The sequence below is a fragment of the Pseudonocardia halophobica genome, assembly GCF_027922425.1.
Lineage (GTDB): Bacteria > Actinomycetota > Actinomycetes > Mycobacteriales > Pseudonocardiaceae > Pseudonocardia > Pseudonocardia halophobica.
Genome location: NZ_BSFQ01000023.1, coordinates 22258 through 46167, shown reverse-complemented (window position 1 = coordinate 46167; position 23910 = coordinate 22258). Strand labels below are relative to the sequence as shown.

General features: G+C 70.1%; 21 protein-coding genes and 3 pseudogenes. 14 read left to right on the top strand and 10 right to left on the bottom strand.

Translation table 11 applies throughout. The annotated features are described in order from the left end of the window. Positions 1-4: 4 nt before the first annotated feature. From PKE99_RS23700 to PKE99_RS23690, 3 genes are read left to right on the top strand one after another with little or no spacing between them, the layout of a single operon-like run. Positions 5-1138 (top strand): CapA family protein, encoded by a 1134-nt coding sequence (locus PKE99_RS23700; protein WP_037049733.1) that lies wholly within the window; start codon positions 5-7, stop codon positions 1136-1138. Positions 1139-1189: 51 nt separating this feature from the next. Further along, the gene (locus tag PKE99_RS23695; RefSeq protein WP_037049735.1) at positions 1190-1987 is read left to right on the top strand and encodes an alpha/beta fold hydrolase; all 798 of its coding nucleotides are present in this window, start codon (positions 1190-1192) and stop codon (positions 1985-1987) included. Beyond that, positions 1984-3042, top strand: coding sequence for an oxidoreductase (locus PKE99_RS23690; RefSeq protein WP_037049737.1), 1059 nt, complete (start codon positions 1984-1986; stop codon positions 3040-3042). The genes PKE99_RS23695 and PKE99_RS23690 overlap by 4 nt, the downstream gene beginning before the upstream one ends. Positions 3043-3049: 7 nt before the next feature. Here PKE99_RS23690 and PKE99_RS23685 read toward each other — a convergent pair whose 3' ends face one another. Further along, positions 3050-3802: an IclR family transcriptional regulator gene (locus PKE99_RS23685; protein WP_231498334.1), complete on the bottom strand. Its 753-nt coding sequence runs from the start codon at positions 3800-3802 to the stop codon at positions 3050-3052. A gap of 888 nt (positions 3803-4690) precedes the next feature. Between PKE99_RS23685 and PKE99_RS23680 the strand changes: the two genes are divergently transcribed. Beyond that, the gene (locus PKE99_RS23680; protein WP_197040765.1) at positions 4691-4930 is read left to right on the top strand and encodes a DUF2382 domain-containing protein; all 240 of its coding nucleotides are present in this window, start codon (positions 4691-4693) and stop codon (positions 4928-4930) included. A 79-nt stretch (positions 4931-5009) separates the two neighbouring features. Here PKE99_RS23680 and PKE99_RS23675 read toward each other — a convergent pair whose 3' ends face one another. Beyond that, a complete protein-coding gene (locus tag PKE99_RS23675) occupies positions 5010-5219 on the bottom strand; it encodes an aquaporin (protein ID WP_037049740.1) in 210 nt (69 codons plus the stop codon). A gap of 448 nt (positions 5220-5667) precedes the next feature. Here PKE99_RS23675 and PKE99_RS23670 point away from each other — a divergent pair, with 448 nt between their 5' ends. Together PKE99_RS23670 and PKE99_RS23665 are read left to right on the top strand one after the other, a co-directional pair. After that, positions 5668-6258: a TetR/AcrR family transcriptional regulator gene (locus PKE99_RS23670; RefSeq protein WP_037049741.1), complete on the top strand. Its 591-nt coding sequence runs from the start codon at positions 5668-5670 to the stop codon at positions 6256-6258. Between the two features lie 13 nt (positions 6259-6271). Continuing rightward, positions 6272-7537, top strand: a complete 1266-nt coding sequence (locus tag PKE99_RS23665; RefSeq protein ID WP_037049742.1) for a glycosyltransferase — start codon at positions 6272-6274, stop codon at positions 7535-7537. Between the two features lie 602 nt (positions 7538-8139). Here PKE99_RS23665 and PKE99_RS23660 read toward each other — a convergent pair. After that, entirely contained in the window at positions 8140-8499 is a 360-nt protein-coding gene (locus PKE99_RS23660; RefSeq protein ID WP_156067829.1) for a hypothetical protein, read from the bottom strand. Between the two features lie 75 nt (positions 8500-8574). Then, positions 8575-8961 carry a DUF1003 domain-containing protein gene (locus PKE99_RS23655; RefSeq protein WP_081924513.1) on the bottom strand — a complete coding sequence of 129 codons (387 nt, stop codon included), beginning with the start codon at positions 8959-8961 and terminating at the stop codon, positions 8575-8577. A 410-nt stretch (positions 8962-9371) separates the two neighbouring features. Here PKE99_RS23655 and PKE99_RS23650 point away from each other — a divergent pair, with 410 nt between their 5' ends. The 6 genes and pseudogenes from PKE99_RS23650 (at position 9372) to PKE99_RS23635 (ending at position 13896) form a co-directional block, all read left to right on the top strand. Continuing rightward, positions 9372-9734 carry a hypothetical protein gene (locus tag PKE99_RS23650; RefSeq protein ID WP_156067832.1) on the top strand — a complete coding sequence of 121 codons (363 nt, stop codon included), beginning with the start codon at positions 9372-9374 and terminating at the stop codon, positions 9732-9734. A gap of 1037 nt (positions 9735-10771) precedes the next feature. Further along, a pseudogene (locus PKE99_RS39615) lies at positions 10772-11222 on the top strand (DUF7144 family membrane protein). Positions 11223-11802: 580 nt separating this feature from the next. Beyond that, positions 11803-12348, top strand: coding sequence for a hypothetical protein (locus PKE99_RS23645; RefSeq protein ID WP_037049744.1), 546 nt, complete (start codon positions 11803-11805; stop codon positions 12346-12348). Positions 12349-12698: 350 nt separating this feature from the next. Beyond that, on the top strand, positions 12699-12854 hold the full coding sequence (locus PKE99_RS23640) for a hypothetical protein (protein ID WP_197040757.1): 156 nt from the start codon (positions 12699-12701) through the stop codon (positions 12852-12854). Positions 12855-13009: 155 nt separating this feature from the next. Beyond that, positions 13010-13483, top strand: a pseudogene (locus PKE99_RS39050) (SpoIIE family protein phosphatase); the annotation flags it as partial. Positions 13484-13560: 77 nt separating this feature from the next. Beyond that, entirely contained in the window at positions 13561-13896 is a 336-nt protein-coding gene (locus PKE99_RS23635) for a SpoIIE family protein phosphatase (protein ID WP_051737893.1), read from the top strand. Positions 13897-13905: 9 nt separating this feature from the next. Here the strand turns inward: PKE99_RS23635 and PKE99_RS23630 are convergent. Both PKE99_RS23630 and PKE99_RS23625 read right to left on the bottom strand, forming a co-directional pair. Continuing rightward, positions 13906-14187 (bottom strand): annotated as a pseudogene (locus PKE99_RS23630) (STAS domain-containing protein); the annotation flags it as partial. An 868-nt stretch (positions 14188-15055) separates the two neighbouring features. Continuing rightward, on the bottom strand, positions 15056-15415 hold the full coding sequence (locus PKE99_RS23625) for a MerR family transcriptional regulator (RefSeq protein ID WP_037049745.1): 360 nt from the start codon (positions 15413-15415) through the stop codon (positions 15056-15058). A 469-nt stretch (positions 15416-15884) separates the two neighbouring features. Here PKE99_RS23625 and PKE99_RS23620 point away from each other — a divergent pair, with 469 nt between their 5' ends. Then, a complete protein-coding gene (locus tag PKE99_RS23620; RefSeq protein ID WP_037049746.1) occupies positions 15885-16250 on the top strand; it encodes a hypothetical protein in 366 nt (121 codons plus the stop codon). 714 nt (positions 16251-16964) lie between these two features. On the opposite strand, the gene PKE99_RS23615 is transcribed toward PKE99_RS23620, so the two are convergent. From PKE99_RS23615 to PKE99_RS23600, 4 genes are read right to left on the bottom strand one after another with little or no spacing between them, the layout of a single operon-like run. After that, positions 16965-18008 (bottom strand): zinc-dependent alcohol dehydrogenase, encoded by a 1044-nt coding sequence (locus PKE99_RS23615; protein ID WP_037049747.1) that lies wholly within the window; start codon positions 18006-18008, stop codon positions 16965-16967. A 48-nt stretch (positions 18009-18056) separates the two neighbouring features. Next, positions 18057-19436: a four-carbon acid sugar kinase family protein gene (locus PKE99_RS23610; protein WP_271214914.1), complete on the bottom strand. Its 1380-nt coding sequence runs from the start codon at positions 19434-19436 to the stop codon at positions 18057-18059. Further along, entirely contained in the window at positions 19369-20652 is a 1284-nt protein-coding gene (locus PKE99_RS23605) for a RuBisCO large subunit C-terminal-like domain-containing protein (RefSeq protein ID WP_037049749.1), read from the bottom strand. Before PKE99_RS23605 ends, PKE99_RS23610 begins: the two co-directional genes overlap by 68 nt. Next, positions 20645-21862 (bottom strand): 2-keto-3-deoxygluconate permease, encoded by a 1218-nt coding sequence (locus tag PKE99_RS23600; protein WP_197040759.1) that lies wholly within the window; start codon positions 21860-21862, stop codon positions 20645-20647. The genes PKE99_RS23605 and PKE99_RS23600 overlap by 8 nt, the downstream gene beginning before the upstream one ends. 305 nt (positions 21863-22167) lie before the next feature. Between PKE99_RS23600 and PKE99_RS23595 the strand changes: the two genes are divergently transcribed. Next, positions 22168-22980: a DeoR/GlpR family DNA-binding transcription regulator gene (locus PKE99_RS23595; protein ID WP_081924515.1), complete on the top strand. Its 813-nt coding sequence runs from the start codon at positions 22168-22170 to the stop codon at positions 22978-22980. The last annotated feature ends 930 nt before the right edge of the window (positions 22981-23910 follow it).

Sequence of the window (23910 nt, the reverse complement as noted above, 5' to 3'; positions counted from 1 at the left end):
TCGAATGAAGATCGTCCTGGTCGGCGACACCGCCCTTGCCCGCGAACCCGCGTCCCGAGTGGACCGACCCGTCCTGACCGGCGATCTCGTGATCGCGAACCTCGAGGCCCCCCTGGTGGACGAGGCCCGACCGGCCGAGAAGGAGATGACGATCCGACTGCCCACGTCGGCGGCGACGCTGTTCCGGGGGTGGGGGATCGACGTCGTCTCGCTCGCCACGAACCACGCCCTCGACCACGGCCCGGAGGGCCTGTTCAGCACCATGCGCGCGCTGGACGACGCGGGCGTCCGCCATGCAGGCGGTGGCCGCACGCTCACCGAGGCGGACGCCGGTGTCGTCGTCGAGGTGGACGGCACGCGCGTCGCCGTACTCAGCTTCTGCTCCACGCTGCCGCCGGGCGCCAATGCCACCGCGACCCGACCCGGGATCGCCCCGTTGCGCATCGACCAGAGCTTCGCGGTCGACGGGACCCTCGCCCAGGAACAACCCGGCACGCCGCCCTTCGTTCGCAGCGTCGCCCAGGAGGCCGACGTCCGCCGCGTCGAGCAGCGGGTGCGTACGGCCCGGACCGAGGCGGACCGGGTCGTGGTGTGCTTGCACTGGGGCGTGCCGTTCGCGTACCTCCCGCCCAACCAGGGTCCGCTCGCGCAGTACCAGCAGAACCTCGGCCGCAGGCTCGTCGACGCCGGCGCGGACGTCGTCGCGGGCACCCATCCGCACTGCCTGCACCCCGTCGAGCGGTGGAACGAGGGCCTGATCCTCTACTCGCTGGGCAACTTTCTGTTCCACCAGGGCGAGATCCAGCAGCCGGACACGTTCTTCGGGCTGCCCTACCGGGCGTCGCGCCTGTTCGAGGGGACGCCGTGGTTCGACAGCGCCGTCTTCGAGGTCGACCTGCCCGCCGAGGGTGCGCCGCGCCTGCGGATCGCCCCGATCACGCTGGATGCGGCCGGCGAGCCGCGCGTCGCCGACCCGGATGCGGCCGCACGGATCCGCGCCCTCGTCGAGGAGTCCTCGCGCGAGATCGATCCGACGGTCCAGGTGGACGCCGACGGAGTCGCCCACTTCGGAGCACCTGCCGACGTGGTTACCCGAATGTCACGATCGGCAGTTGACGACCCACAGCCCGCGTCCTAACGTGCCGTCATACGATACGCCGTGCACTACTGCGACACGAGGTGAGTGGTCATGACCAGCGTCGACGAATCCGTCCGCACGGTGTCCCGTTCCGACAGGACGGTGATCAGCTACTCGGTCGTCGGGCCCGCACACGGCCCGACCTGGGTGTACGTGCACGGCTGGGGGTGCCGCCGGACGGACTTCGACCCCGTCGCCGCGTTCCTGCCCGAGGGGGACCGGGTCGTCTCGGTGGACCTCGCCGGGCACGGAGACAGCACCTCCGCCCGCGCCGCCTGGACGATGGCGGAGTTCGCGCGGGACGTCGCGGCGGTGCTCGTCGCCGAGTCGGTCGAGCGGTGCGTGGTTGTCGGGCACTCGCTCGGCGGCGCGGTGGCGCTCGAGCTGGCCCGCCTGCTCCCCGACACGGTCACGGAGGTCATCGGCCTGGACTCGTTCCACTACCTGGGCCTGTACCCCGCGATCGAGGACGCCGCGGCGCGCGGCCTGCTGCAGACGTTCGAGGACGACTTCTCTTCGGGCGTGCGCAGCCTCGTCGTCATGGGTTCGGTCCCGGACACGGACCCCGGGTTCGCCGAGGCGATCTTCGCCAAGGCCTCGCGTCTCGTCCCCGCCGTCGGGATCGGGACGCTCGCGGAGATGCTGCGTTGGGACATGGACGAGGCCCTGGCTGCGGTCCCCCACCCGGTGGCGACGCTCGCGGTGCGCGGACTGCTGGACCCTGCCGCGCCGGAACGGTACGGGGACCGGATCGACTTCGTCGTCCACGAGCTGGGCAGCCACCACTTCCTCCTCGAACGACCCGAGGAGACCGCGGCCCTCCTGCTCGCGACGAGGACCACTGCATGACCGTGTGGACACCGCTGCGCCTGCGTGAGCTGACGCTGCCCAACCGGGTGTGGCTCTCCCCGATGTGCCAGTACTCCGCCGGCGCCGACGGCGTTCCGACCGACTGGCACCTCGCGCACTACGGGGCGCGCGCGGCGGGCGGGGTCGGCATGGTGATGGTCGAGTGCACGGCCGTCGCGCGGGACATGCGCACCACCGCCCGGGACCTCGGCATCTGGGACGAGCAGCAGGTCGCGGGACATCGGAGGCTCGTCGAGGTGATCTCGACGGTCGGGTCGGTGCCTGCGCTGCAACTCGGCGTCGCCGGTCGAAAGAGCTCGCACGGGGTGCCGTGGGACAACGCGGGCACGCGGAGCGCCGTACCGCCGGAGCAGGGCGGGTGGCAGCCGCTCGCGCCGTCCGCCGTGCCCTTCGCCGGGCTCGCCGTCCCGCGCGCGATGTCGACCACCGACGGCACACGCCTGCTCGAGGACCTCGCCCGCGCCGCCCGGGGCGCTGACCGCGCCGGGTACCGGCTCCTGGAGCTGCACGGTGCCAACGGCTACCTGTTCCACGAGTTCCTGTCCCCGCTCGCGAACCACCGCACCGACGACTGGGGCGGAGACCTGCAGGACCGCCTGCGGTTCCCGCTGGAGATGGTGCGCGCCCTGCGGTCCGGATGGCCGGAGGCCAAGCCGCTCGTCGTGCGACTCCCGGCCGAGGACCTTCTCGACGGCGGCCTCACCACCGAGGACATGACCGTGGTCGCCACCCAACTGGCCGCACACGGGGTCGACATGATCGACCTCTCCTCCGGTGCGCTCGTCCCGGAGGCGGTGCGCCTCACCGAGCCGCTGCACAACGCCCGCTACGGACCGCTGTTCCGCACGGTGGGTATACGCACCGCCGCCTCGGGGATGGTCTTCGAGGCCGCGCACCTCGACGAGGCCGTCCCCGCGCTCGTCGACGCCGTGTTCGTGGGCCGCGCGCTACTGCGCGACCCCTACTGGGCGTTGCGCGCCAGGAGCTCCGATGCGACGGACTCCTGGCCCCGCCAGTACCACCGCGCCTTCTGAGCCGCACTCACGCCGAGGAGATCAGCCCGCTGATCTCCTCGGCGGCCGCGACGGTCAGCCGCGCCAACCGCTCCTCGTCCGCGGGCGAGTACCGCATCTCCGGGATCGCCAGGGTCAGCCCCGCGAACGGGCGCCCGGCGGCGTTGGCGACCGCGGCGCCGAGGGAGGTCACGTGCGGCCGGAACCACGCGGACCCGTTCAGCGCGTAACCCCGCTCGGCGGTCCGCGCGATCTCCCCGAGCGCCTCCTCCGCGGTCGGGACCGGCTCGGCGAAATCCTCGACGGGATGCTTGAGCACCTCCTCGACCTCGGCCGCGTCGAGTCCGGCGAGGATCGCGAGGCCCGCGGACGAGGCTCGCAACGGCACCCGGCTACCGACCTCGATGAACACCCGGACCACGTGGGTGCTGTCCTCGCGCGCGATCACGACGATGTCGTCGCCATCCCGGACCGAGAAGTGCACGGTCTCGTCCGTCTCCGCCGCCAGGCGCTTGACCACCGGACGCGCGAGGTCGCGCAGGTCCTGCTCGCCGGTCCCGCGCAGGCCGATGGTGAGTGCCTTCATCGTCACGCCCCATCGGGTGCGCTCGGGGTCGACGATCCGCAGCCAGCCGGCCTGCTGGAGGGTCACCAGACAGCGCTGGACCGAACTCTTCGGCATCGCCGTGACCCGGGCGAGCTCGGAGACACCGATGGGCTGACGTGCGGCGACCTCCTCCAGGACCCGAAGAGTGCTCAATGCGCTGCTCAACGGCCGCACACTACCGGCCGGCTTCTCCGTCGCCGTCACATCCGCGCCTTCGTCGTGCCTGGTCGGGGCTGGGAGCGTAACACTCCGGCACGACCGTCTCGCATCTAGGAACGCCACTCATGTTTCGCTATCGTGCACACCGTACCGCTGGCAGGCACATTGGAGGAATCATGAAGGCTGCCCGGATCTCGGGGTTCGGCGGGCGGGAGGTCCTCGGGGTCATCGACGTTCCCGCCCCGGAGCCGGCTGTGGACGCCCTACCCGCGCGAACACCCCGTCAAAGGGCTCGCGCGCGACGTTCGGCCCGGCGTCAAAGGTTGGCCAGACCACTGTGACGCATCGGCAGTGCCATGCCGATGCCGTTGTCGGAGACGATCACCGTGAGGGTCGCTCCCTCATGATCGTCGCCGACGGCGACGAGCCCTCGAGCAGACTCCGGACCCGGGTCGGTGACAACGAGGTCGACCTGGATCTGGTCGGCCCCGGCGTGCTTGGCAACGTTGGCGGGGGCTTCGCGGACGACGGCGACGACGTCGTCGTCGACCAGATCCCCAGAGGTTCGAAGGCAGTGATCGCTTCTGTCGCGCGGCGCTCGGCCTCGGCGTGTGCGACCTTCCGGGCGATCTCGGCCTCGGCGGATCCGCGGGCGGGCCTGCGTGACGATATGACTGCCCGTACCGGCCTGCGAGGGGCTGCTGTCCGTGCCCGGTCACCTGCCACTCGGCGGCGGGTGCGGGAGCCGACGTCAGAATCAGTCCGCCAACGGCCGACGTGTGCCTCGCGACGCTGGCAGCTGCTGGCCGGTGTCGTCGCGCTGGTGGTCAGTGAGCGCGAGATGGCCGTCGGTGCGACGCACCTGGTCTTCGCGAGCCTCGTCGCCGGCGTTCGCGGGAGCCGATCTCCGAGGCCAACGTCGACGCGGCCACCGACGGCCCGGCGATCTCGGAGGAGGAGCACGAGGTCACGCTGCACGCCGAGCGGCCGGTCACCCAGACCGAGGCCGTCCCGGTGGAGCGGGTGCGCCTGGACAAGGAGACCGTGACCGAGCAGGAGCAGGTCAGCGGCGAGGTCCGCAAGGAGCAGATCGAGGCCGACGGGGTGCAGACCGACCGCGCCCGGAACTCGCCCGACCGCTGACGCCACCCGCACACCACGGCGCCGCCCTTCTCGACGGCGCCGTGGTGTGCGTGGGTGCGAGCCGCGGTGCCGCTCCGCGTTACGCGGGTTTGTCGCCCTTGGCCAGGAAGCGGTGGTAGAGCAGGGCGGCCAGCCCGCCGCCGACGATCGGACCGAGCAGGTAGGCCCACGGGGCGCTGAACTCGCCGGCGACGATGGCCGGGCCCAGGGTCCGGGCGGGGTCGACCGAGCCGCCGGTGACTGCCCGCGATGGATTCTCCGGTTGGACACCGGACGCTGCTTGGGTCAATAGCGGGGACGAGGTCGAGACAACTGGAGCTGCGGGACTCGGCACGCTGACGACATGCTCGACAAGATCAAAGATCCCGCAGCACTGATCGCGGCGCTGCTGAAGCCCGAACGTCTTCGGACTCGACCCGAGGGGCCCTCCCCCACGCCAGCGCTGCCCGGGGTCTTTGGCTGGCACTTCACAAAGCCCCCGGCAGAGGGGCTCGCTCCTGGTTGGCTGCTCTATGCCGGAGCCTGCGCCGGGCATGCCGGGTACGGTCTGAGATCGAGCACTGTCAGCGGCCGGAGCCCTCCCCGGGGAGCGAGGTTCCCCGAGACGGGCGGGGCGCGCAGTTGAGCCGTGGTGTACGTACTTCTGCGTACCGCCGCGATGTTTCCCCAGGTCGGCCGCTCGGTGCTGCCGTCTTTCGCTTGACTGGCACCCAAGTTGGCGCTTGACTCTCGTGCCAATGAAAACGACGCGTGGGTACCGGATGACGGCACGGGCGGCGGCCGCGGAGCAGACGCACCGGCGGATCCTCGACGCCGCGCGGGCCCGTTTCCTGGCCGCCCCGTATGAGGAGGTGACGCTCGCGGCGATCGCCGCCGAGGCCGGTGTCAGCACACAGACCCTCCTCAACCGGTTCGGCTCCAAGGAAGGCCTGGCCGTCGAGTTCGCCACCGAATTCGCGCGGGAGATCGACTCCGATCGGGCCACCGCCCGCGCCGGCGACCCCCGCTCCGCGGTCCGGGCGGTGCTCCGCCAGTACGAGATGATGGGCGACCTCAACATCCGGACCTTGGCCCTCGAGAACCGAATCCCGGCACTGGCCGAGATCTCGCGGATGGGCCGCGAACACCACCAGGCCTGGCTGGAGGAAACCTTCGGCACGTGCCTGCCGGCCGATCCCCGTGCCCGCCGGACGACGCTCCTCGCGCTCTACGCCGCCACCGACGTCTACCTGTGGAAACTCCTCCGCCGCGACCTCGGCGCCTCCCTGGCCGAGACCGCCCGCGTCATGGAACGGCTGGTACGCGGGGCGCTCGCCCCGCCCGGGTGAGAGAAGGTGCGAGATGGACTACCTCGCGACGATCTGGGACGCCGGCGGCAGCGCGCCACCGGAGCTCGCCCTGGTCCGCAAGCTCACCGAACGCGGCCATCGGGTCGTCGTGCTCGCCGGGCCTCCCCTGCGACCAGCGGTGGAGGCGGCCGGAGCATCGTTCCGGGCCTGGCGCGAGGTTCCCCATCGGCGTTCGCCACAGGATCCCGACCCGTTCACCGACGCCGACCTGTCCAGCCCGCCCCAGCTCATCGGGAGGCTGGTCGACCGGATCCTCGCCGGCCCCTCGGCGGCCTACGCCCGGGAGGTCGGGGCGGCGCTCGACGAGTGCGGCTCCGACGTCCTGGTCTCCAGCATGCTGATGCTCGGCGGCATGGCTGCCGCCGAGGCCCGGCGCGTCCCGTGCGCGGTGACCATGCCCAACTGCTACGCCATGGCCGCACCCGGCGTACCCCCCTTCGGCACACCGTGGCTCCCGGCCAGGACACCGCTCGGTCGCCTCCGCGACGCGGCGGTGAACACGCTGGCCACGAAGTTGTGGGACCGCGGGCTCGCTCCACTCAACGCCACCCGGACCGATCTCGGGCTCCCGCCTCTGCGGCACGTGTTCGACCAGCACACCCGGGTGGCCCGGATCCTGGTGTTGAGCTCGGCGGTGTTCGACTTCCCGACCGAGCTGCCGGCCAATGTGCGCTACGTGGGCCCGCAGCTCGACGACCCGGTATGGGTCGAGCCCGTCGAACTCCCGCCCGGGGATGAGCCACTCGTCCTGGTCGGGATGTCATCGACGTTCATGAACCAGGGTGACCTGCTGCGTCGGGTCGTGGCGGCACTCGACACCTTGCCGGTGCGCGGGCTGGTCACGACCGGCCCCGAGATCGACCCCGCCGAGGTCCCGGGGACCGGCCGCGTCCGCGTCGTCACCGCCGCCCCGCACCGCGAGCTCCTGCCGCACTGCGCGGCCGTGGTCAGCCACGGCGGGCACGGCACCGTCATCAAGGCCGCCGCCGCCGGGGTGCCCCAGCTGGTCATTCCGCTCGGCCGCGATCAGCCCAACAACGGCGCCCGCGTCGTCGCCGCCGGAATCGGTGTTCGGCTCAAGCCCTCCGCCAAGCCCACCGCGATCGCCGCCGCAGTCCGCCGCCTGCTCGACGATCCGTCGTTCACCCAGCGGTCCCGTCACTTGGCCGAGCGCATCACCAGGGACGCGCACAGCACGGCCGCCGTCACCGAACTCGAGAACCTCGCCCGTCCGGCCGATGACCACGCGAGGACGTGAGCCCGCCGTCTCGGTCGTCCCGCTGCCGGATAGTACGGCGGGCCGACCGCCCGACGGTTAAAAACCGTCTCTCTCTCGCTGATCATGCTTCCGATCAGTTACGACGAGACAACGACGCTGATTCAGGCACGCTAGGAGCCTGACCGTCGCTGGCGACAGAAGGTGTTCTCGCGCCCTTCCCACGCCGGGTCTGGGAACGGCAGAACTTGCTACTTGCAGAAATCAGTGAAGAAGGCTGCATTGTCGTCCGCGATCGGTGCCTGAGTGCGGACGAATGTGCCGAACGGCGCCAATGTCCGCGTCGCGCCTGAGACGGCTTGACCGTTCTGCTGGCAGCCGCCACCGGTGCCCGCTGGCGTCCCGGGCGGCGGTGAGCCTGGAGACGCTGCATGTGCGACGCCTGTAGGTAGGAGTACGAGTCCCGCTGCAGCTGCCGCGACGGCAAAGGCTCTGCGCACTCGTTCCATGTTGATCCCCTCGTCGTTCCTGATTTCGGGAAGGAGTGGTCACCGGCTCGACTTGGTGAAGCTTGTCGTTACCCCACCGCCTCGCAAGCGAGCTAACCCGAACTGGCAAGACACGCTCTTGATGTGGTGGGCGGATCATGTCCGGCGCACCGGTCGTTCCTGGTAGGTGACAGGGACCGACACGATGGGCTCGTCGAGGCTCCGGTCGTTCCGACGCGCGACCGCTCGGACATAGCCGAGATGCCACCCGCGGTCGGCGGTGAGCGCCTCGATCTCCACGGTGTTGTCCGCCGCGACGGCGTGCTGCCAGTCCAGCCAGCATCGCCATCCGTCGGGCATCGCGTCGGCGAGCTCGACGATGGCGACACCGCTTCGTTCCCAGTGCCGCCGCCACCACCCCGGCGAGTGCAGGCAGCTCAAACTGGGCTCCCACCACGCCTGCAGGTGCCCCGGTGTCGCGCGGCCGGACGTCGGCGCAGCGACCCTCCCCTGCACCAGCGACAGCGCGAACTGACCGAAGTCCTCCGCGCCGGTGGGTTGTGGATGTTGCTTCGCCGGCGCGATGCCTGCTCACCGTCGATCGTCCGCGGTGGGCTTGATCGCGGGATCACCGACTACTCGGCCATGGATCTCTCTGATCAACTTCTGGGTCTCGCGGGTCAACTGGGTGTTGGTACTGAGCTCCTGCTCCTGCTCGACGAAGTCGTGGTTGGCCTTGGCCTGCTGAAACGCCGCGGCGCGATTCTGTCCGATCATCACGAAAGTGGACAGGAAGATAGCTTCCAACGAGACAACCAGAGTCAGCTTCGGCCACGGGTCCCGTTCCAGGAAGATCATCCACACAGCGAAGTCGATGGCGTGGATGTAGACGAATTTCATGGAGCCGGCGAAGGCGGTGATGCTGTCGGCCAGCCGCACCTCGAAGTGATTCTGCCGTGCCTCGATCTGCTCGAGCACCGCTGGATGCTTCAGAGAGGCGCCCCGTTTGGCGCTTGCCACAACTGATCCCTCCACTTAACCATCAGTGGGCCGACCAATCAGCCGCCTTCCCGTGCCCATGCGCGAGGTCTGGCCTGACCGACCTCTTCTTCACGCCGAGCAGCAGCTGCGATCATCAGCTGCCTGCCGCCTCCGCGAGATCGTCGGCGTATGCGCGTGCGTCGAGCGTCACGTTCCGCCTCGGCCGCGTCTGCAATGCCAAGAGTTACCCGGCAAGGTCATGCTCTTCTCCTGACCAGCCTCGCTCAAGGGTTCCGATGGCAAGCAACCGGTCTCGGCCTCCTGATGCGAGGCGCATAGGACGGCGTTCACGAGGGCCTTCCGTCCCTCGTCGCCGAGCCGCCGACCCGAACCGGACAATGGCACCGGTGGCACGGGGCATCGGCGGGACACGCTGCTCAGCCGCCGGGGCCGCCGGGGCCGCCGACGCGACGCGGCAGCGGGAAAGTGCTCTGCGTGTGGCCGAGGACGAGCCGGCGGAGCCGCACCGCAACTACGAAACGCCCACATCCAGTGGCGTTGCGCCGATGGTGACGTGTCAGATGAATCCGCTGATGCCGGTGAGGGCTCGTCCGACGATGGGGGTGTTCATTTCGCAGTGCCTTCGTAGGAGTAGAGATGGCCTCGGAGTCGGCGACGAAGCAACCGACGTGGTGGTCAAGGCGGATCCCGTTGCCGCACATGAGCTCGCAGGCGAAGCCGACGGTCTCGCGAATCCAAAACGCTGGTGACGGCTTTGGCGAGGGCGGAGTGCTGGTCCGCGGCCTCATTTGCGTTGCCGATCCAGTACTTGCGCACGCACAGGACCGAGGAGTCTCCGTCGCGGCGGGCGGTGGTGGCGGGGCCACCTGCGGCCACAGGGCGGCGAGATCGGACGCACGGCAACCCGGATACCGTGGCCTGCTCGTAAGGTTCGGGTGCTCGGCGCCCGCCGTGGCGTTTCGGTCGGGTCGCTCACCGCGCAGGGCAGGGACCTGTCCCGGCGTCAAGAAGTCGTCGGCGCCGAGGCTCCGGCCCGCCAGAGCCGGTCGCAGTTCGCATAGGTGCGCGAAGTGGTGGGTGAGCCATTCCCTGCGGCAGTCCTCCGCCCCGAGACCGTCGGGTGCGTGGAGCGGGCCACGCCACCCGCACTCACATGCCCCGACGAACGCGGTGAACGTTCCCTCCGCGCAGCGGGTCACGTCGGTCCAGATGTCGGACAGCGCGCCGTTGCGGTAGCGGCCGGCGACGAAACCTTCGTGCTGGTCGGTCGCCTCGTCCGCCCCGGGCCCGATGAACAGCATCGGAACATGGTGCGACTCGGCGACGGCATTCGCGACCCGCCGGGCGCAGTTCACCGGGTCCGGGATCTTGTTGCCGGCGTGGGAGAGTCGCCGGCAACCAGCGGTAGCAGCCGGTTGCCGCACTACGGCTCGGTCAGAGGGAGGCACAGAGCCCGACCGACCGGCCTCCGACCCTGCCGCAGTGCACCGCTCACGTGCCGCTCCCCCGCGGGGCCGGTGAAGCGAGGGCGGCGATGCCCGCACACACCGCCGTAACGGCCGCCGGAGTCGAGCTGCTGGAACCGGGCCAGCGCCTGCAGATTCGAGCGCTCGAATGACGACCTCACCGACGGGCTCTACGTCGGCCTGGGGCCGTGGGCCTGGCATCTCTTCCGCGTCGAGCCCAGTGACGAGCACTGACAGCGCCAGCGAGGACACCGAGACGTACGAGGGGATGGGCGGGTCCTCGCGATGATGCACAAAACTGCAAGAGGAGGAACAAGAGCATGAGCACTATCGACCCGGCCACGCCCGGCGCCCCACCGCCCCGCGAGCGGCTCGCCACGACACCGGTTCACCGACCCGGGGCGACCGGGCTCGCCATGTTCGCCGGGACCATCATGGTCGTCCTCGGGGTCCTGTCCGCGCTGGCCGGGATTTCCGCGCTCCTTGACGACGGGCTCTACGTGCCTGTGCAGGGGTACCTCTACTCCCTCGACCTGACCACCTGGGGCTGGATCCACCTGATCCTCGGTGTGGTCGTCGCCGCCGCGGGCTTCGGAGTTCGCCGGGCAGCTCTGGGCCCGTGCCATCGGCATTCTGACAGCGAGCGTGAACTTGATTGCGAACTTCCTGTTCCTGCCCTACTCCCCGTGGTGGTCGATACTGCTCATCGCACTCGACGTTGCCGTCATCTGGGCCCTTTCGGTCTACCGACCGCAGGAGGCACGCAGCTGAGGGTCTCTTGCTCGTCGGACCCGCCCCTGTTCCGGCCTCCTCTGACCGACCTGCGCCGGGCAACCGATGAGTGCTGCGCCGCGCCCTCCTGCGGCGCGAGGGCCGTAGGTGCCGCCGGCCGGACACGCTCCGGGCGCGGCGGCGAGCCGCACCGACCTCGCGGGCGCTGCCCGACCGGATCGGTAGCTCGGTGCCGGCCGACCCGGGGCAGCGTCGACGCCGGCTGATCGTCGCTCGACGCGGCACGAGTGCAGGTCAACACGGGCTGAGTCGCCAGCCAGGCCACGAGCCCACCGCTGTCAGGAAGTCGTCGGCCCCTACCTGTCGGCTCGCAAGCGCCGGTCGCACCGCGCGCAGGCAGGCGAAGTCGTCGGTGAACCACTCCCGGCGGCAGTTCGCGGCCCCGAGCCGACTCGAAGCGTAAGACGCGCCACACCCCGACGAGTTGACCCCAGCCGGTGTCCCGTGTCACCCCGAGCGGAGGAGGCGGTGCGGGAGACCGGCGACGACGGTGAGCGCTCAGCTCAGTCCCCCGGGCCGCCGCGGCCCGCGGGCACCGACATCCGAGAGGGAGACAGAGATGGCGATCGGACCGGTCCAGTTGATCGTGCTGGGTTTCCAGAACCCCGACTTCCACGGCGAGATCATCGGCGAGCTGGAGCGACTGCGGGAAAGCGACACCGTGCGGGTCATCGACTCGCTAGCGGTGTACAAGGACGCCCAGGGAGAGATCGAGGTCGAACACCTCAGCAACCTGACCGAGCAGGAGGCCATCGAGCTCGGCAGCAAGGTCGGCGCGTTGATCGGGCTGGGCATCGAGGGCGAGGAGGGGTTCGACGAGGGCGCCATAGCCGGCGCCGAAGCCATGGCCGACGGCATCCACATGTTCTCCGACGAGGACGCCTGGGACGTGCTGGCGGACATCCCCAACAACTCGGCGGCCGCGCTGCTTCTGATCGAACACCACTGGGCGGTGCCGCTTCGCGATGCCATCGCGAAGGCAGGCGGGTTCCGCGTCGCGGACGGGTTCATCAGCCCCCTGGACCTGATCAAGATCGGAGTGGTCTCGGAGGCGGAGGCCAGGGAGATGCACGAACTCGAGAAGGCGTCGACCGGCGCCTCGTAAATGGCACGCTCATCACACACGGAGGTAGAGATGTTCGGATCGCGCAGGGTTGCCCGCCGCACGGCCCGTCGCACCGCTCGCCGGGTCAACCGCCGTCAGGACCGTCGCGACTAGGCGATGGCGGTCACTCGGGCCGCCTGTTCGGGCGGGCCGCGGCCCGTCCGGCCAGGCGAGTCCGGGGTTTGTTTGCAGGCGGATGGATGGTGGACCCAGTGTCTCAGTAATTTTTCGATCTTCGCGCGGCCAGGCGGCCGCGAGCTGTCATGTGAGGCGTTCTCGGCCTGAAGCGCGTCCTCGCCGAGGTCATCGACAGCTCGCACCTCGCCCGCGGGGAGCAGCTGTCGGCGATCGTGGACACCGCAGTGCGCGAGGTCGGCCTGAACGCGGAGATCCTGCTGGTCGACCTGGCCGAGCGGGTGCTCACCCCCGTGCATCCGGAGCCCGGTGTGCAGATCGAGGTCGTCGGCACCTGGCCGGCCGGGCCTACCAGCTCGCGGAGATCCTGACCGGCAGCGGCGAGCGAGGGGCCCCCGCGCTGTGGGTGCCGCTGCTCGACGGAACGGACCGGGTCGGCGTCCTTCGCATCGGCTTCCTCGACGACGCCCGGACGGCCGTGGACAGCCCCGCTCTCCGGCGTCGTCTGTGGACCCTGGCCGGACTCATGGGCCACCTCGTCATGGCCAAGCTCGCCTACAACGACCGGCTCAGGCGGTGGCAAAGCGACGGCCCGCTCTCCCTCCCGTCGGACCTGCTCTGGCAACTGGTCCCGCCGCGGACCTTCGCCACCGAACGGGTGGTCGTGTCGGCGCTCCTGCAGCCGCACGACCAAGGTCGCCGGCGACGCGTACGACTACAACGTCGAGGGCGAGGTCGTCGAGCTCGCCGTGTTCGACGCCGTCGGGCACGACATCCGGGCCGGCCTGACCACCGCGTTGGTGATCACCGCCATCCGCAACGCCCGTCGGCCCGGCGAACGCGACCTCGCGGCGATGCGGCCCGGGCCGACGACGTCATCGCCGCCCAGCCCGGTCCACTGCAGCTCGCCACGGCCGTCCTCGCCCGCTTCGACACGGTCACAGGCGACCTCCACTACCTACTGGCCGGCCACCCGGCGCCGCTGCTGCTGCGCCAGGGCAAGATCGTCAAAGAGTTAGCCGGCCCTCCCCGGCCGCCCCTCGGGGTGAAACCGCACGGCCGGGCGACGGCCGCCCCGTGGGGGACGGGTCGCGCGAGCAGCTCGAGCCGGGTGACCGCCTGCTGTTCTACTCGGACGAGATCACCGAGGCGCGCGACGCGCAGGGTGCCTTCTTCGGCGAGGACCGCCTCATCGAGCTGGCCGAGCACGCCGCGGCAGCCGGACTGTCCGCCCCCGAGACCCTGCGCCGGCTGGGCATGGCGGTGATGGAACACCAGGACGGACGGCTCCAGGACGACGCGACACTGCTGCTGGTGGACTGGTCCACAGCGGCGCACCTCAGGATGTTCCCCACCCTTCCCACCCGCGCTCCGGACGTCGACGCACCGGACGTCGATGCACCGGACGTATGAGCATTCACCTCACGAGGGCATCCCGGAGGAAGTGGAGGGAGTTCCCGCCCACCGGTCGACGTCGCGCAGGGCGTCTTCGCGGGAGCGGTAGAGAGCCAACACCGTGTCGAGCCCGGTCAGCTGCATCGGCCGGATGACGGGCCGGTTCTGGTCGACCACGACCCGCAACAAGACGTTGTCACGCTGCGCCTTCGCCGCGTCGACAAGGGCGCCGATCCCCGCCGAGCCGAGGAAGTCGACCTCGCTCAGGTCCAGAATCACCGTCCTGGACGAGCGATCTTCGAACGCCCGCTCGAGGGCGGCACACGCCTGCTAGACAGTCGTGTAGTCGACCGGCCCGCTCAGCGCGAGGACCACCGCATCCCCGGACCGACGAAAGGAGCAGCCCAAGTCATCAGACGCCGACGACATCTGAGTACCTCCCGATCGACGCAGAGCATTCCCGACCGTGGGCGCCGTCAAACCACGGTGCGCCCCTCCGCGAATCAGACGAACCGCCGGACAGCACCCGACCTGAAGACGGCAGGCTGAACAGGATCAACGCGAGTGCCGCGGACACGAGCCAGTGGCGCGGCCGGCCCGCAAGGCGGGCGCGCAGCCCCTTGAGCTGATACCCGAGCACGCCGAACGCCGCAGCTTCGTCACCACGCGCGAGGACGTGTTCGAGCGGAAGCCGCTGACCTAAGCCCATTAAGGACCCCACTGCCGCCGCGGCCGAGGCCGCGAACACCCGGAGGAGCGGCGGAATCCGCGTGCCGCCGGGTATTCGCCGACCGGTAACCCCACCGACTGTCATGGAAGCGCGGCGGCGCCGGTGAACGCGCCCGGCACCCCGCCCACGGGGCCCGTGCCCGGCCGGCACTCGGCCCCTGACCTCGGGCGGTTCGACCAGACCGCCCGTCCCGCCACTGCAGATCGGGCCGCCGCCCCCTCTGCAGCGACCCCTGTGGGCGGCCGGGGCGACGTCCCGCCCGATGTCGCCGACGTCACGGTCGGCGATCTCATGGGGCGGGTTTCGCGGGACCTGTCCACCCTGAGGCGCCAGAAGCTCGCGCTTGCCCAGGCCGAGCTGAAGCAGAAGGCCCTTAAGAACAGCAAGGCCGCCGGGGGTTCGGCGCCGCCGGGTTCGTCGGCCCATTGGCCTCCTGCTGGACTGAGATCAGGACAAGTCGGAAGCGGTGGTCGGGGTGGGCCCGCTCGCCTGGACGCGCTGGTTCAGCTCGGCGTTCATGCGCCGGGCGTCCTCGAGCTGGTCCTCCAGAACGACGATGCGGCACGCAGCCTCCACAGCCGTGCCCTCGTCGACCAGTGCCCGGACCCGAGCGGCCAAGCGGAGCTGGTACCGGGAGTAGCGACGATGCCCCCCGGGCGAGCGCTGCGGGACGAGCAGTTTCGCCTCATCCAGGCTGCGCAGGAACCCCGCGGTGGTGCCGAGCATCTCGGCCGCTCGGCCCATCGTGTAGGCGGGGTAGTGCTCGTCGTCGAACTTGTCAGCCGCAGCTTTTGGGTCTCGGGTCATTCCACCTCCACGGACGAGGGGCCCCGGTGCAGTCGCACCGGGGCCCCGAGGGGTTAGCTCTTCACACCATCTACCGACTCGAAGGTCGGCTTCCTCGACTCGCAGGACCCTGAACAACGACTCCTGCGAGACAACGCATCCGCGTGGTAACCGAGAATCACCTTCCGTTCCGACGAGGCGGGTACCCACCCGGCCCGCGGGCCGACAGCAGGTCTGACAGTGGTGCCGTTTTCCCTTCTCCTCAGTGTTGAGACTTACTGGTGTTGCTCCGCGGGTAGTTACGTCATCTCCCGCGCTGATCGTCTCTTCGCTCTCTGACATGCAGGAGAGTACACACAGCCGAGCGCGAATGTCTAGTGCGCAGAGGTGAGATTTTCTGGCCTAGAGATGCGCCGCGCCGCTGCCGGTGGAGACCGGTCCCTGCCCCAGCTGAACGGCCGTCGGAGCGCCGTACGCGCAGGACTGCAGCATGACGACTTCGCTCTGCGATCCCGCCATGGCCGAGAACGAAGACGACCTAAGCCGAACCCCTGGTCTGCTCCTCACCGACGATCAGCGCGACGAGCTGATCGCCCGACAGGCGCGCCTGACAAAGGCGCTCGCGGCGGTCGAGGCGGCGCAGCACGAGCGCGAAGTCAATTTCGTCGAGCTGAACGACGCGAACGTCGAACCGACCGAGATGGCGAAAGCGCCGGGTGACCCTCAATCTCACCCGCTGGCCCACCATCGTAAGGCCGAGGCGGCGCAGGGCCTTGCTGCGGACGCGCCCCGCGCGGCGGCATCGAAGAACGCTTCGGCCAGCGTCTCCCGCGCCCACTTCGTTCGCTCGCGATGACCAGCGGACCACGTCGTCACTGCAAGGGCGGGGACGCTGGTGAACTCGCCGCCGAAGACCATCCAGTTCAGCCACGACGCTGTCCCAGCCGTCGAGGGGATCCGTGCCAGGTGGAGATCCGCCTCGGCGCCTACACCGGTGCCCGCGCCGCTCTTGGACGGTCTCGCCGCCGACGGGCTTCCAACCGCGCCTCGGGCAGGTCATCGGCGCCGTGCCACTCGGCATCGCTCAGCTCGTTGTCGCGCTCGAAACTGGCAGCGATCCTGGAGAAAGGCGGCTGTCGTGGGGAGCCGAGCACCTCAGCCTCGGAAGGCGGAACCCGACAGCCCTCGCCGGGGCAGATCAACAGGATGGCGGCCCGTGCCATCCCGACGACCTCCCGGAGGGCTACCACGTGGCCGCCCCCGTGAGCGGAGCTGACCTAGCTCGGCCGGAGGTGGTGTTGAGGCCGCCCCGGGTGTTCGCGTTCGCATCGGCGGCGTCACGGATCATGTCGTAGACCCTTGTGGTCGTCCCGGTCGCCGTGGCTGTAGTTCAGCCGGGCCACGTCCGTCCTGGCCTGGATCAGCTCCCGGATCCGGTCCGGGTCGCCGTGGCCGGCCCGAGGTTCAGACGATCTTTGTGCGTCGACTCGCGTCATACCCCACGTCGAGTGAATTCTTCAGGAATCAACGTGGGGCCGTCCCTGAGGGCGGCTCCGACGTCTGTCGTGGGTCAGTGCAGGCCGGGCAGCAGCAGCACTTTGCAGGCCTCCCCGGTGAGGAGGTCGACTGCTTCGTCGACCTGGCTGAGCGGCATGCGGTGGGTGATCAGCCACTCGAGGTCGAGCCGGCCGGAGTCCAGCAGCAGCATGGTCTGCTCCCAGGTCTCCCAGAGGCGCCGGCCGAAGATCCCGCGCAGGGTGATGCCCTTCTTGTTGATGTAGGCCGCGATGTTGATCTCTGCGGGTCGGCTCGGGTGCCCGACGGTCACGAGTGTCGACTCGCGGCGCAGGGCCTCGAACACCGACGGCAGTGCACTTTGGGCACCCGAGCATTCGAAGGCGACGTCGAAGCCGCCGCGCCGGCCGGTCAGCTCACGGCACCGCTCGGCGACCTCGTCGCCGGGGGGCATCGCCAGTGCGCCGATCTTCTCGGCCTGCGCGCGGCGGTAGGGGTTGGGCTCGACGACGATCACGTGGGCGGCGCCCATCAGTCGGGCGAGGTGGGCGACGACGAGACCGACCGGCCCGCCGCCGCTGACCAGCACAGCCCGCCCGGCCACGGCGTAGCCGGACCGCTGGATCGCGTGGACGGCGACGCCTGCGGCTTCGAGGAGGGCGCCGACCTCGAGGGAGGCGTGGTCGGGCAGCTTGACGCAGATGTCCTGCGGCGCAGCCATGTACTCAGCGAACACCCCGTCGATGTGCATGCCGATGATGCGGGTGCGTTCGCAGGTGTGCGCGTCGCCGGTCCGGCAAGGGAAGCACTGCCCGCAGATCAGGTGGCTCTCCAGGGCGACGCGGTCGCCGACCCGGAGTCCGGTCACGCCGGGCCCGACCTCCACGACGGTGCCTGCGCCCTCGTGCCCGACGGCGACGGGCAGGTCGAGGTTGAACGTCTGCGCCGAGGGCGTCCACTCGTAGACCTCGCGGTCGGTGCCGCAGAGCGACGCCGCGCCCACCTCGATGACCACCTGGCCGTCGGCGGGCTTGGGGTCCGGGTGGTCGGTCACGTACTCGACACCGCGCTCGGCGGAAGTCTTGACGACAGCCTTCATGGTCGTCCCCGTTCGTCTTTGAAGGTTGTTGTTCTCAGCAGGGGTGGTCTAGTGGTGGGCTGCCTGGCCGGCGAACCGGCGCAGGATGTCGGGCGGACCGACCTGGCCGCCCTTGAGCAGCAGCCGGCATCCGGCCACGGTGGCGCGGTCGTCGGTGCGGCATATCGGTCCGGCAGTGACGAACTGGTCGGACACGCGCAATTCGCGTACGCCCATGGCCATCAGGGCGTGGCTGGAGGTGTCACCGCCCAGCACGGCGACGTCACGGGTGAGCCCGGCGGCGGCCATGCGCCCGGCGAGGGTGCCGAGCAGTCCGCCGACATGGCGTGGGTCGACCGGACCCGCCGCCGCATATCGCGGGTCCTCACTACCCCGTGTCGTGTGGACGACGACGTCGCGGCCTGCGGACAGTGCCGCGCCGGTGTGCTTCTCGAGCGTGGCGGCCAGGTCCGGGTCGTCGCTCTTGAGCAGATCGACCGGCACCGCTACGTCGGCCCAGCCGTGCGTCACAGCGTCGCCGATCTGCGCGGCGGTCGTGCTCGAGGCCGAGGCACTCACCACCAGCACCGGCCCGGAGGCGTGCTGGCGACCGGGTCGGCGCGCCTCGCGGCCGGTGGCGGTGCGGGCCAACGCGGCCATGATCCCACCGGAACCCACCACGACGCTCGGATGGGGCGCGGAGGTCTGGCCCGCGCCGCGCAGGGCGCGCGCAACCTCGTCGAGATGATCGTCGGTCACGGCATCGACCACGAACGCCGGCACGGACTCCGCCTGGCAGGCCGCCCAGCGCTCGGTGAACGAGCCGTCGGCGTAGGCCGGCAGGTGCACAGCAGCCGGGACCTGACGGTCGGTGAACTGCTCGGAGAGCACCTGGCGCAGGTCGGCCTCGTGCATGGGAGTCGAGGGATGCCGGGACATCACCGGGTGCCGGTCGAGGCGGTGCACCTGCCCGGCGAACACCCCGAAGTGGTTGCTGAAGGCGGTGTAGCGCCCGAACTGCGGTTGGGCGGGGGCGACGGCGACCGGGCCCAGCCCGGCGAACTGCTCGCGCAGCAACTCGATGCCTCGACCGATGCTGCCCAGGGTGGGCAGGCTGTCGAAGGTCGAGCAGACCTTGTAGAGCAACACCTGCGCGCAGGTCCGCGCGATCTGAGCGAGCTGTGACCGGACCAGTTCGTCAAAGGCCTCCCCGCCGAGTGAGCGCGCGGGACCGGCGATGCCGACGACGTCCGCGTCCGTCGGCAGCGGGTTATCGCCGCCTCCGACGACAAGGACGGCCTCGAGGTCGTATCGGTGGGCTTGGGCGAGGACGTCGGCGGCACCGGTGAGGTCATCGGCGACGAAGCTGACGGCGGGCATGTCAGTCCTCCTCCTCCGGCGGCGTGCGACCTGCGAACTTCTGCACCGCGTGCAGCAGCGCCGGATCACCAGTGTCCGCCGCGAGCTCCGCGGCCCGCTGCAGCGGAACTCCGTCGATGGCGGCGGCCCAGGCGTCGCGCAGGCTGCGTACTCCGGCGGCGGGTCCGTCCGGGTGTGCGGCGACGCCGCCACCGGCGAGCATGAGCAGGTCGGTGGAGCGAACCGCAGCGTAGGTGGGTGCGGCTGTGGTGACGTTCTGCCCGGACGAGAGGGTGGGTACCGGGCCGCGGGTGGCGCCGAGCGGTGCGAGCAGGCTCGCGACGTTCGCCGCGACCTCGTCGTCGGTCTCGTAGAACTTGCTGCCCAGCCCGCTGGCGTGGACGTGGTCGGCGCCGGCGAGGCGGGCGAGCTGCTGCCAGACCCGATAGGACATCCCGAGCGCGGGCGAGCGCATCGAGCCGGCCAAGCCGGCCCGGTGGCCGTGGATCGGGACCTCGGCGAACTCGCGCAGCCACGCCAGTGCCGGCAGGCCCATCACCGGGACGTTGAGCATCACGCACCGCCCGCCGGCCTCGACGACCAGGTCGTGCCGTCGGCGCAGGCCCGCGAGGTCTCCGGTGATGTTGAACGCGTACATCGTCGGGTGCCCGGTGATCTGCTCGGCCGCCCGGATCTCCTCGGTGGCCACGGCGACCCGGCGCTCGAGCGGAAGGTAGCTGGGGTCGGTCATCAGCTCGTCGTCCTTGATCAGGTCGATCGAGGCATGGGCGAGCTCGCGGACCACGGACCGGAACTGCTCCTCCGACAGCCCCACGTTCGGTTTGACGATCGTGCCGATCATCGCGCCCGCGACGTCGCCCAGCAGCCGCCGCGTCCCAGGGATGCCGAAGGCCGGGCCCGGCTGCGCGGCGATGAACTCCGCCGGCAGCTGCAGGTCCAGCACCCGGCAGGCGAACAGCTCCTGCAGTTCGAACAGGTTCCCGGCGATGGTCGTGTGCAGGGTCGCCAGGTCGGTGCCGACGTTCTCCATCGGCCACTCGACCACCACGCGGGCCGCATGGACCTTCTCCGGCTGGGTCCGCGACGGTAGCGACGGGCTACGGCGGCCCAGGTGCTGCACGTCCACGATCTGTGCGCCGTGCCGTTCGTGCAGCTCCGCCGACTCGCCGGGCACCGACACGAACGTCCCGCTGGACTGCTCGCCGGCCAGGATCGCCGCGGCACGGGCCGGCTCGATCTCCGACTCGAGGTAGTAGGCGCAGCGCACCACTCGCGGGTCACGCATCTGCTTCTCGCTCCTGCCGGTCGCAGCGGACGGTGCGCTCCGGCTGTCGGCTCGTGGGATCACTGGTCGACGCGGCGCCGTCGCTGCGGTCGGTCGTCCTGGTCCGGTCGTCGTGCGGTCGGTCCGCGACGGTGTCGCCGACCACCGAGACGTGCGCAGCCCCGGGTGCGGACTCGCCGGTGTCGGCGGGCACGTGGTCCAGGTGCGGGTGCAGATCGGCTGCGAGGGCGGCTTCGGCTTCGCGCGTTCCACCAGCGGGCTGCTTGAGGACCACCCGGGCCCACAGCACCGTGATGATCGGGCAGAGGATTGCGGTGACGACGACCGACGCGGCGACGAGCACGGTGGCGCTCTGCGCGGCCGGGGCGTAGGCCGGGTTGGCCTGCGCGACGATCGTCGGAACGACCGCGGCGTTGCCGGCCGTGGTGGCCGCGGCGAGTCCGGCGATGCCGTCACCGCCGGTCAGCTTGTCGGCCAGCAGCAACACCGCGCCACCGATGAGCACGACGAACAGTCCGAGCCCGATGCCGAGCAGACCCGCCTGCCACACCGCGGTCAGGTTGATGGTCAACCCGAGGGTGAGGCCGAGGAACGGCACCAGCGCCGGCACCGCGGGCGCCAGGAACCGGCGCATCGCCGGGTCGAGGTTGCCCAGCGCCATCCCCAGCGCCAGCGGCAGAATCGCCCCGACCAGCGCCTGCCACGGGAACGCCGACAGCCCGGCGATGCCGAGGGTGACCATCGTGAGGAACGGGCCGGACTCCAGGCTCATCACGCTGTAGGCACCGACGTCGCGGTTGCGGCCGAACTGCCCCATCAGCGACATGTACAGCCCGCCGTTGGTGTCGTTCAGCGCTGCCACCACCGCCAGCACCGACAAGCCCGCGAGCAGCCCGCCGGAGATCGGGGCCTCACCCAGCAAGCGGCCCGCGACGATGCCCACGACCGCCGCGAACAGGATCTTGCTGCCGAGCAGTGCGCCGCCCTTCTTGGCGATGTAGGGCGTGGCCTTCAGGTCCAATGTCGCACCCAGGCACACGTAGAACACGCCGAGGATCGGCGCCAAGCCGGTGAACATCGCCCCGGTGAACGACCCGAAGAACTTCCCCGCGTCCGGTGCCGCCGTGTGGATCACCGCCCCGACGAGCAGGGGAATCAACATCAACCCGCCGGGCACCTTCTCCATGCCCGCCTTGATGCGTATCGCCACTTCAACCTCCGAACAGCGATGTTCGAATGAACATTGGATGCGAGGAGAGTAGGTGTACCGTCAGGGAGAGTCAAGGGGTGCACCCTTCAGCATCTTTTGATCACCGCAGGTGGGACGGTCTGCGGCTCCGCCGATCTGTTCGCAACTCGCATGAAGCTGCTATGTTCAATCGCACATGACCTCCGACCGGAGGTGCAGAGGCAGGAGGCCGGGATGAGGCGAGTACGTGGAGCCCGGGCAAGCGCAGGCGTCCAGGTCGGCGAGCTGGAGAAACGATCGCTGCGGCATCGGGGTAGGTGCCGGTCATGAGCCTGAAGGCGATCGCAGGGCCCGGTAGCGTTACCCGGGTGTCGCAGGACAACGCCGTAGAGGACGCACGAAGTGCTCGTCAGCGCGACATCCTCAAGACGCTGCAGCAAAACCGACAGGTCGACGTCACCGAACTGGCACAGCGCTTCGGCGTGTCCGGCATGACCATCCGCCGCGACCTCGCCGAGCTCGACGAGGCCGGACAGCTACACCGGGTCCATGGTGGGGCGATCATCCGCCGCGCCCCCGCCTACGGCTCCCGGGCCTCGATCCAGGCGGGCGAGAAAGCCGCCATCGCCCGCGTCGCCGCCCAACTCGTCGAACCGGGTGCCGCCGTCGGAATCGACAGCGGAACGACCTGCCACGCCGTCGCCGCCGAACTGGCCCATCGCAGCGACCTCACCGTAGTCACCAACGCACTCCACGCTGCGATCACCGCGCGCGAGGGCGGAAGTCGGGTGATCGTGCTCGGCGGCCTGCTGACCCCCGAACTGAGCCTGGTCAACCCCGGCATCGTGCGGGAGCCGCCACAGGTCCACCTCGATCTGTTGATCCTCGGCTGCGGCGGCCTCTCCGTCGACCGCGGCATCACCTACTTCGACCCCACCGAGGTCGAGGTCCGCCGCCTCCTCGCCAGCCTGGCCGACCGCGTCGTCGTCACCGCCGACCACACCAAGTTCGACCGCAAGAAGGCCATGGTCCTGGGCCCGCTCGACCTCATCGACGTGCTCGTCACCGACGCAGCGCCACCCGAGCCCCTTCGAACCGCCCTCGCCGCGGCCGACGTGGAAGTCGTCATCGCCACCTGAAACCCCGGCGTTGGGTAAGAACGGCGATGGGTGGCCGACTTGGAGGCACGAGAACGCCTGTCGGCAAGTGGTTCGAGCACTCGAAATGATCTCCGTTGCGGTTCCCAGATCAGGACTTTCCGGCTCGCTCGGCGACCGGTCCGTGTCCGGGGAGCTGGCGCAACGCGGCCCGGATGACGGTGAGGTGGTCCGCGGCGGTGTTCGACCCGACGTTCCGGGCCGCAGCAGCACGGCGAGAGGCTCACCGGTGCCCGTCGGTCCGTGGTCGACGAACGCGCACACGGGTGATGCCCGAAATCCTTCTTGAACGTCGGCGCCGCACCCCCTTGCCCGAATGCGGAGTGTGCCCAGGGTGGCGTCCACGTCGATGACCAGCGGCCGCGCCACGTCGGTTTCGTGATCGGGAGCATGCGCCCCGGCCAGCACTCATGCCCGCGAACGTGCGACCGCGCGGGCGGGGTCGATCGCCGCCGACACGGCCGAAGCGTCGGCGGCGAGCCGGTCGACAGTGCGCGACACCGTCGGATCCGACGCCACCTACCCAAACAGGCCCGGTTCGAGCAAGTGCGACCAGATGTGGACTAGCCGCCCGACGATCTTCGCGGAAGATCGCTTCACTGGAGGTCAACATGGCGTCTGACCTGCAGATTTACGTGGAGCCGCCTTGGGGAGTCGAACCCCAGACCTACGCATTACGAGAATTTTCGTCTTCGTGGTCACGGCAGGCGTCAGCTGCATCAGTGCAGCTCAGAGACTCGGCTCGGCTCATGACTGGCATCGCGGGAACTGGTTGGAGGCCACGAAGGAGGCCACACGGCCGGGACGCCGACGTGGCGGGCGCCGCTACGACCGAGAATTCCCGCCACGGTCGCAACCGCCACCGCTTCGCTAGCAGGGCCGGTAAGTCTCGCCACCGGGCAGGTAGCACCG

Bases quoted from the DNA above. Each gene is read 5' to 3' on its own strand.
- PKE99_RS23700 (WP_037049733.1), top strand. From the start codon at position 5: ATGAAGATCGTCCTGGTCGGCGACACCGCCCTTGCCCGCGAACCCGCG.
- PKE99_RS23695 (WP_037049735.1), top strand. From the start codon at position 1,190: ATGACCAGCGTCGACGAATCCGTCCGCACGGTGTCCCGTTCCGACAGG.
- PKE99_RS23690 (WP_037049737.1), top strand. From the start codon at position 1,984: ATGACCGTGTGGACACCGCTGCGCCTGCGTGAGCTGACGCTGCCCAAC.
- PKE99_RS23670 (WP_037049741.1), top strand. From the start codon at position 5,668: ATGAAAACGACGCGTGGGTACCGGATGACGGCACGGGCGGCGGCCGCG.
- PKE99_RS23665 (WP_037049742.1), top strand. From the start codon at position 6,272: ATGGACTACCTCGCGACGATCTGGGACGCCGGCGGCAGCGCGCCACCG.
- PKE99_RS23645 (WP_037049744.1), top strand. From the start codon at position 11,803: ATGGCGATCGGACCGGTCCAGTTGATCGTGCTGGGTTTCCAGAACCCC.
- PKE99_RS23625 (WP_037049745.1), bottom strand. From the start codon at position 15,415: ATGACCCGAGACCCAAAAGCTGCGGCTGACAAGTTCGACGACGAGCAC.
- PKE99_RS23620 (WP_037049746.1), top strand. From the start codon at position 15,885: ATGACGACTTCGCTCTGCGATCCCGCCATGGCCGAGAACGAAGACGAC.
- PKE99_RS23615 (WP_037049747.1), bottom strand. From the start codon at position 18,008: ATGAAGGCTGTCGTCAAGACTTCCGCCGAGCGCGGTGTCGAGTACGTG.
- PKE99_RS23605 (WP_037049749.1), bottom strand. From the start codon at position 20,652: ATGCGTGACCCGCGAGTGGTGCGCTGCGCCTACTACCTCGAGTCGGAG.
- PKE99_RS23595 (WP_081924515.1), top strand. From the start codon at position 22,168: ATGAGCCTGAAGGCGATCGCAGGGCCCGGTAGCGTTACCCGGGTGTCG.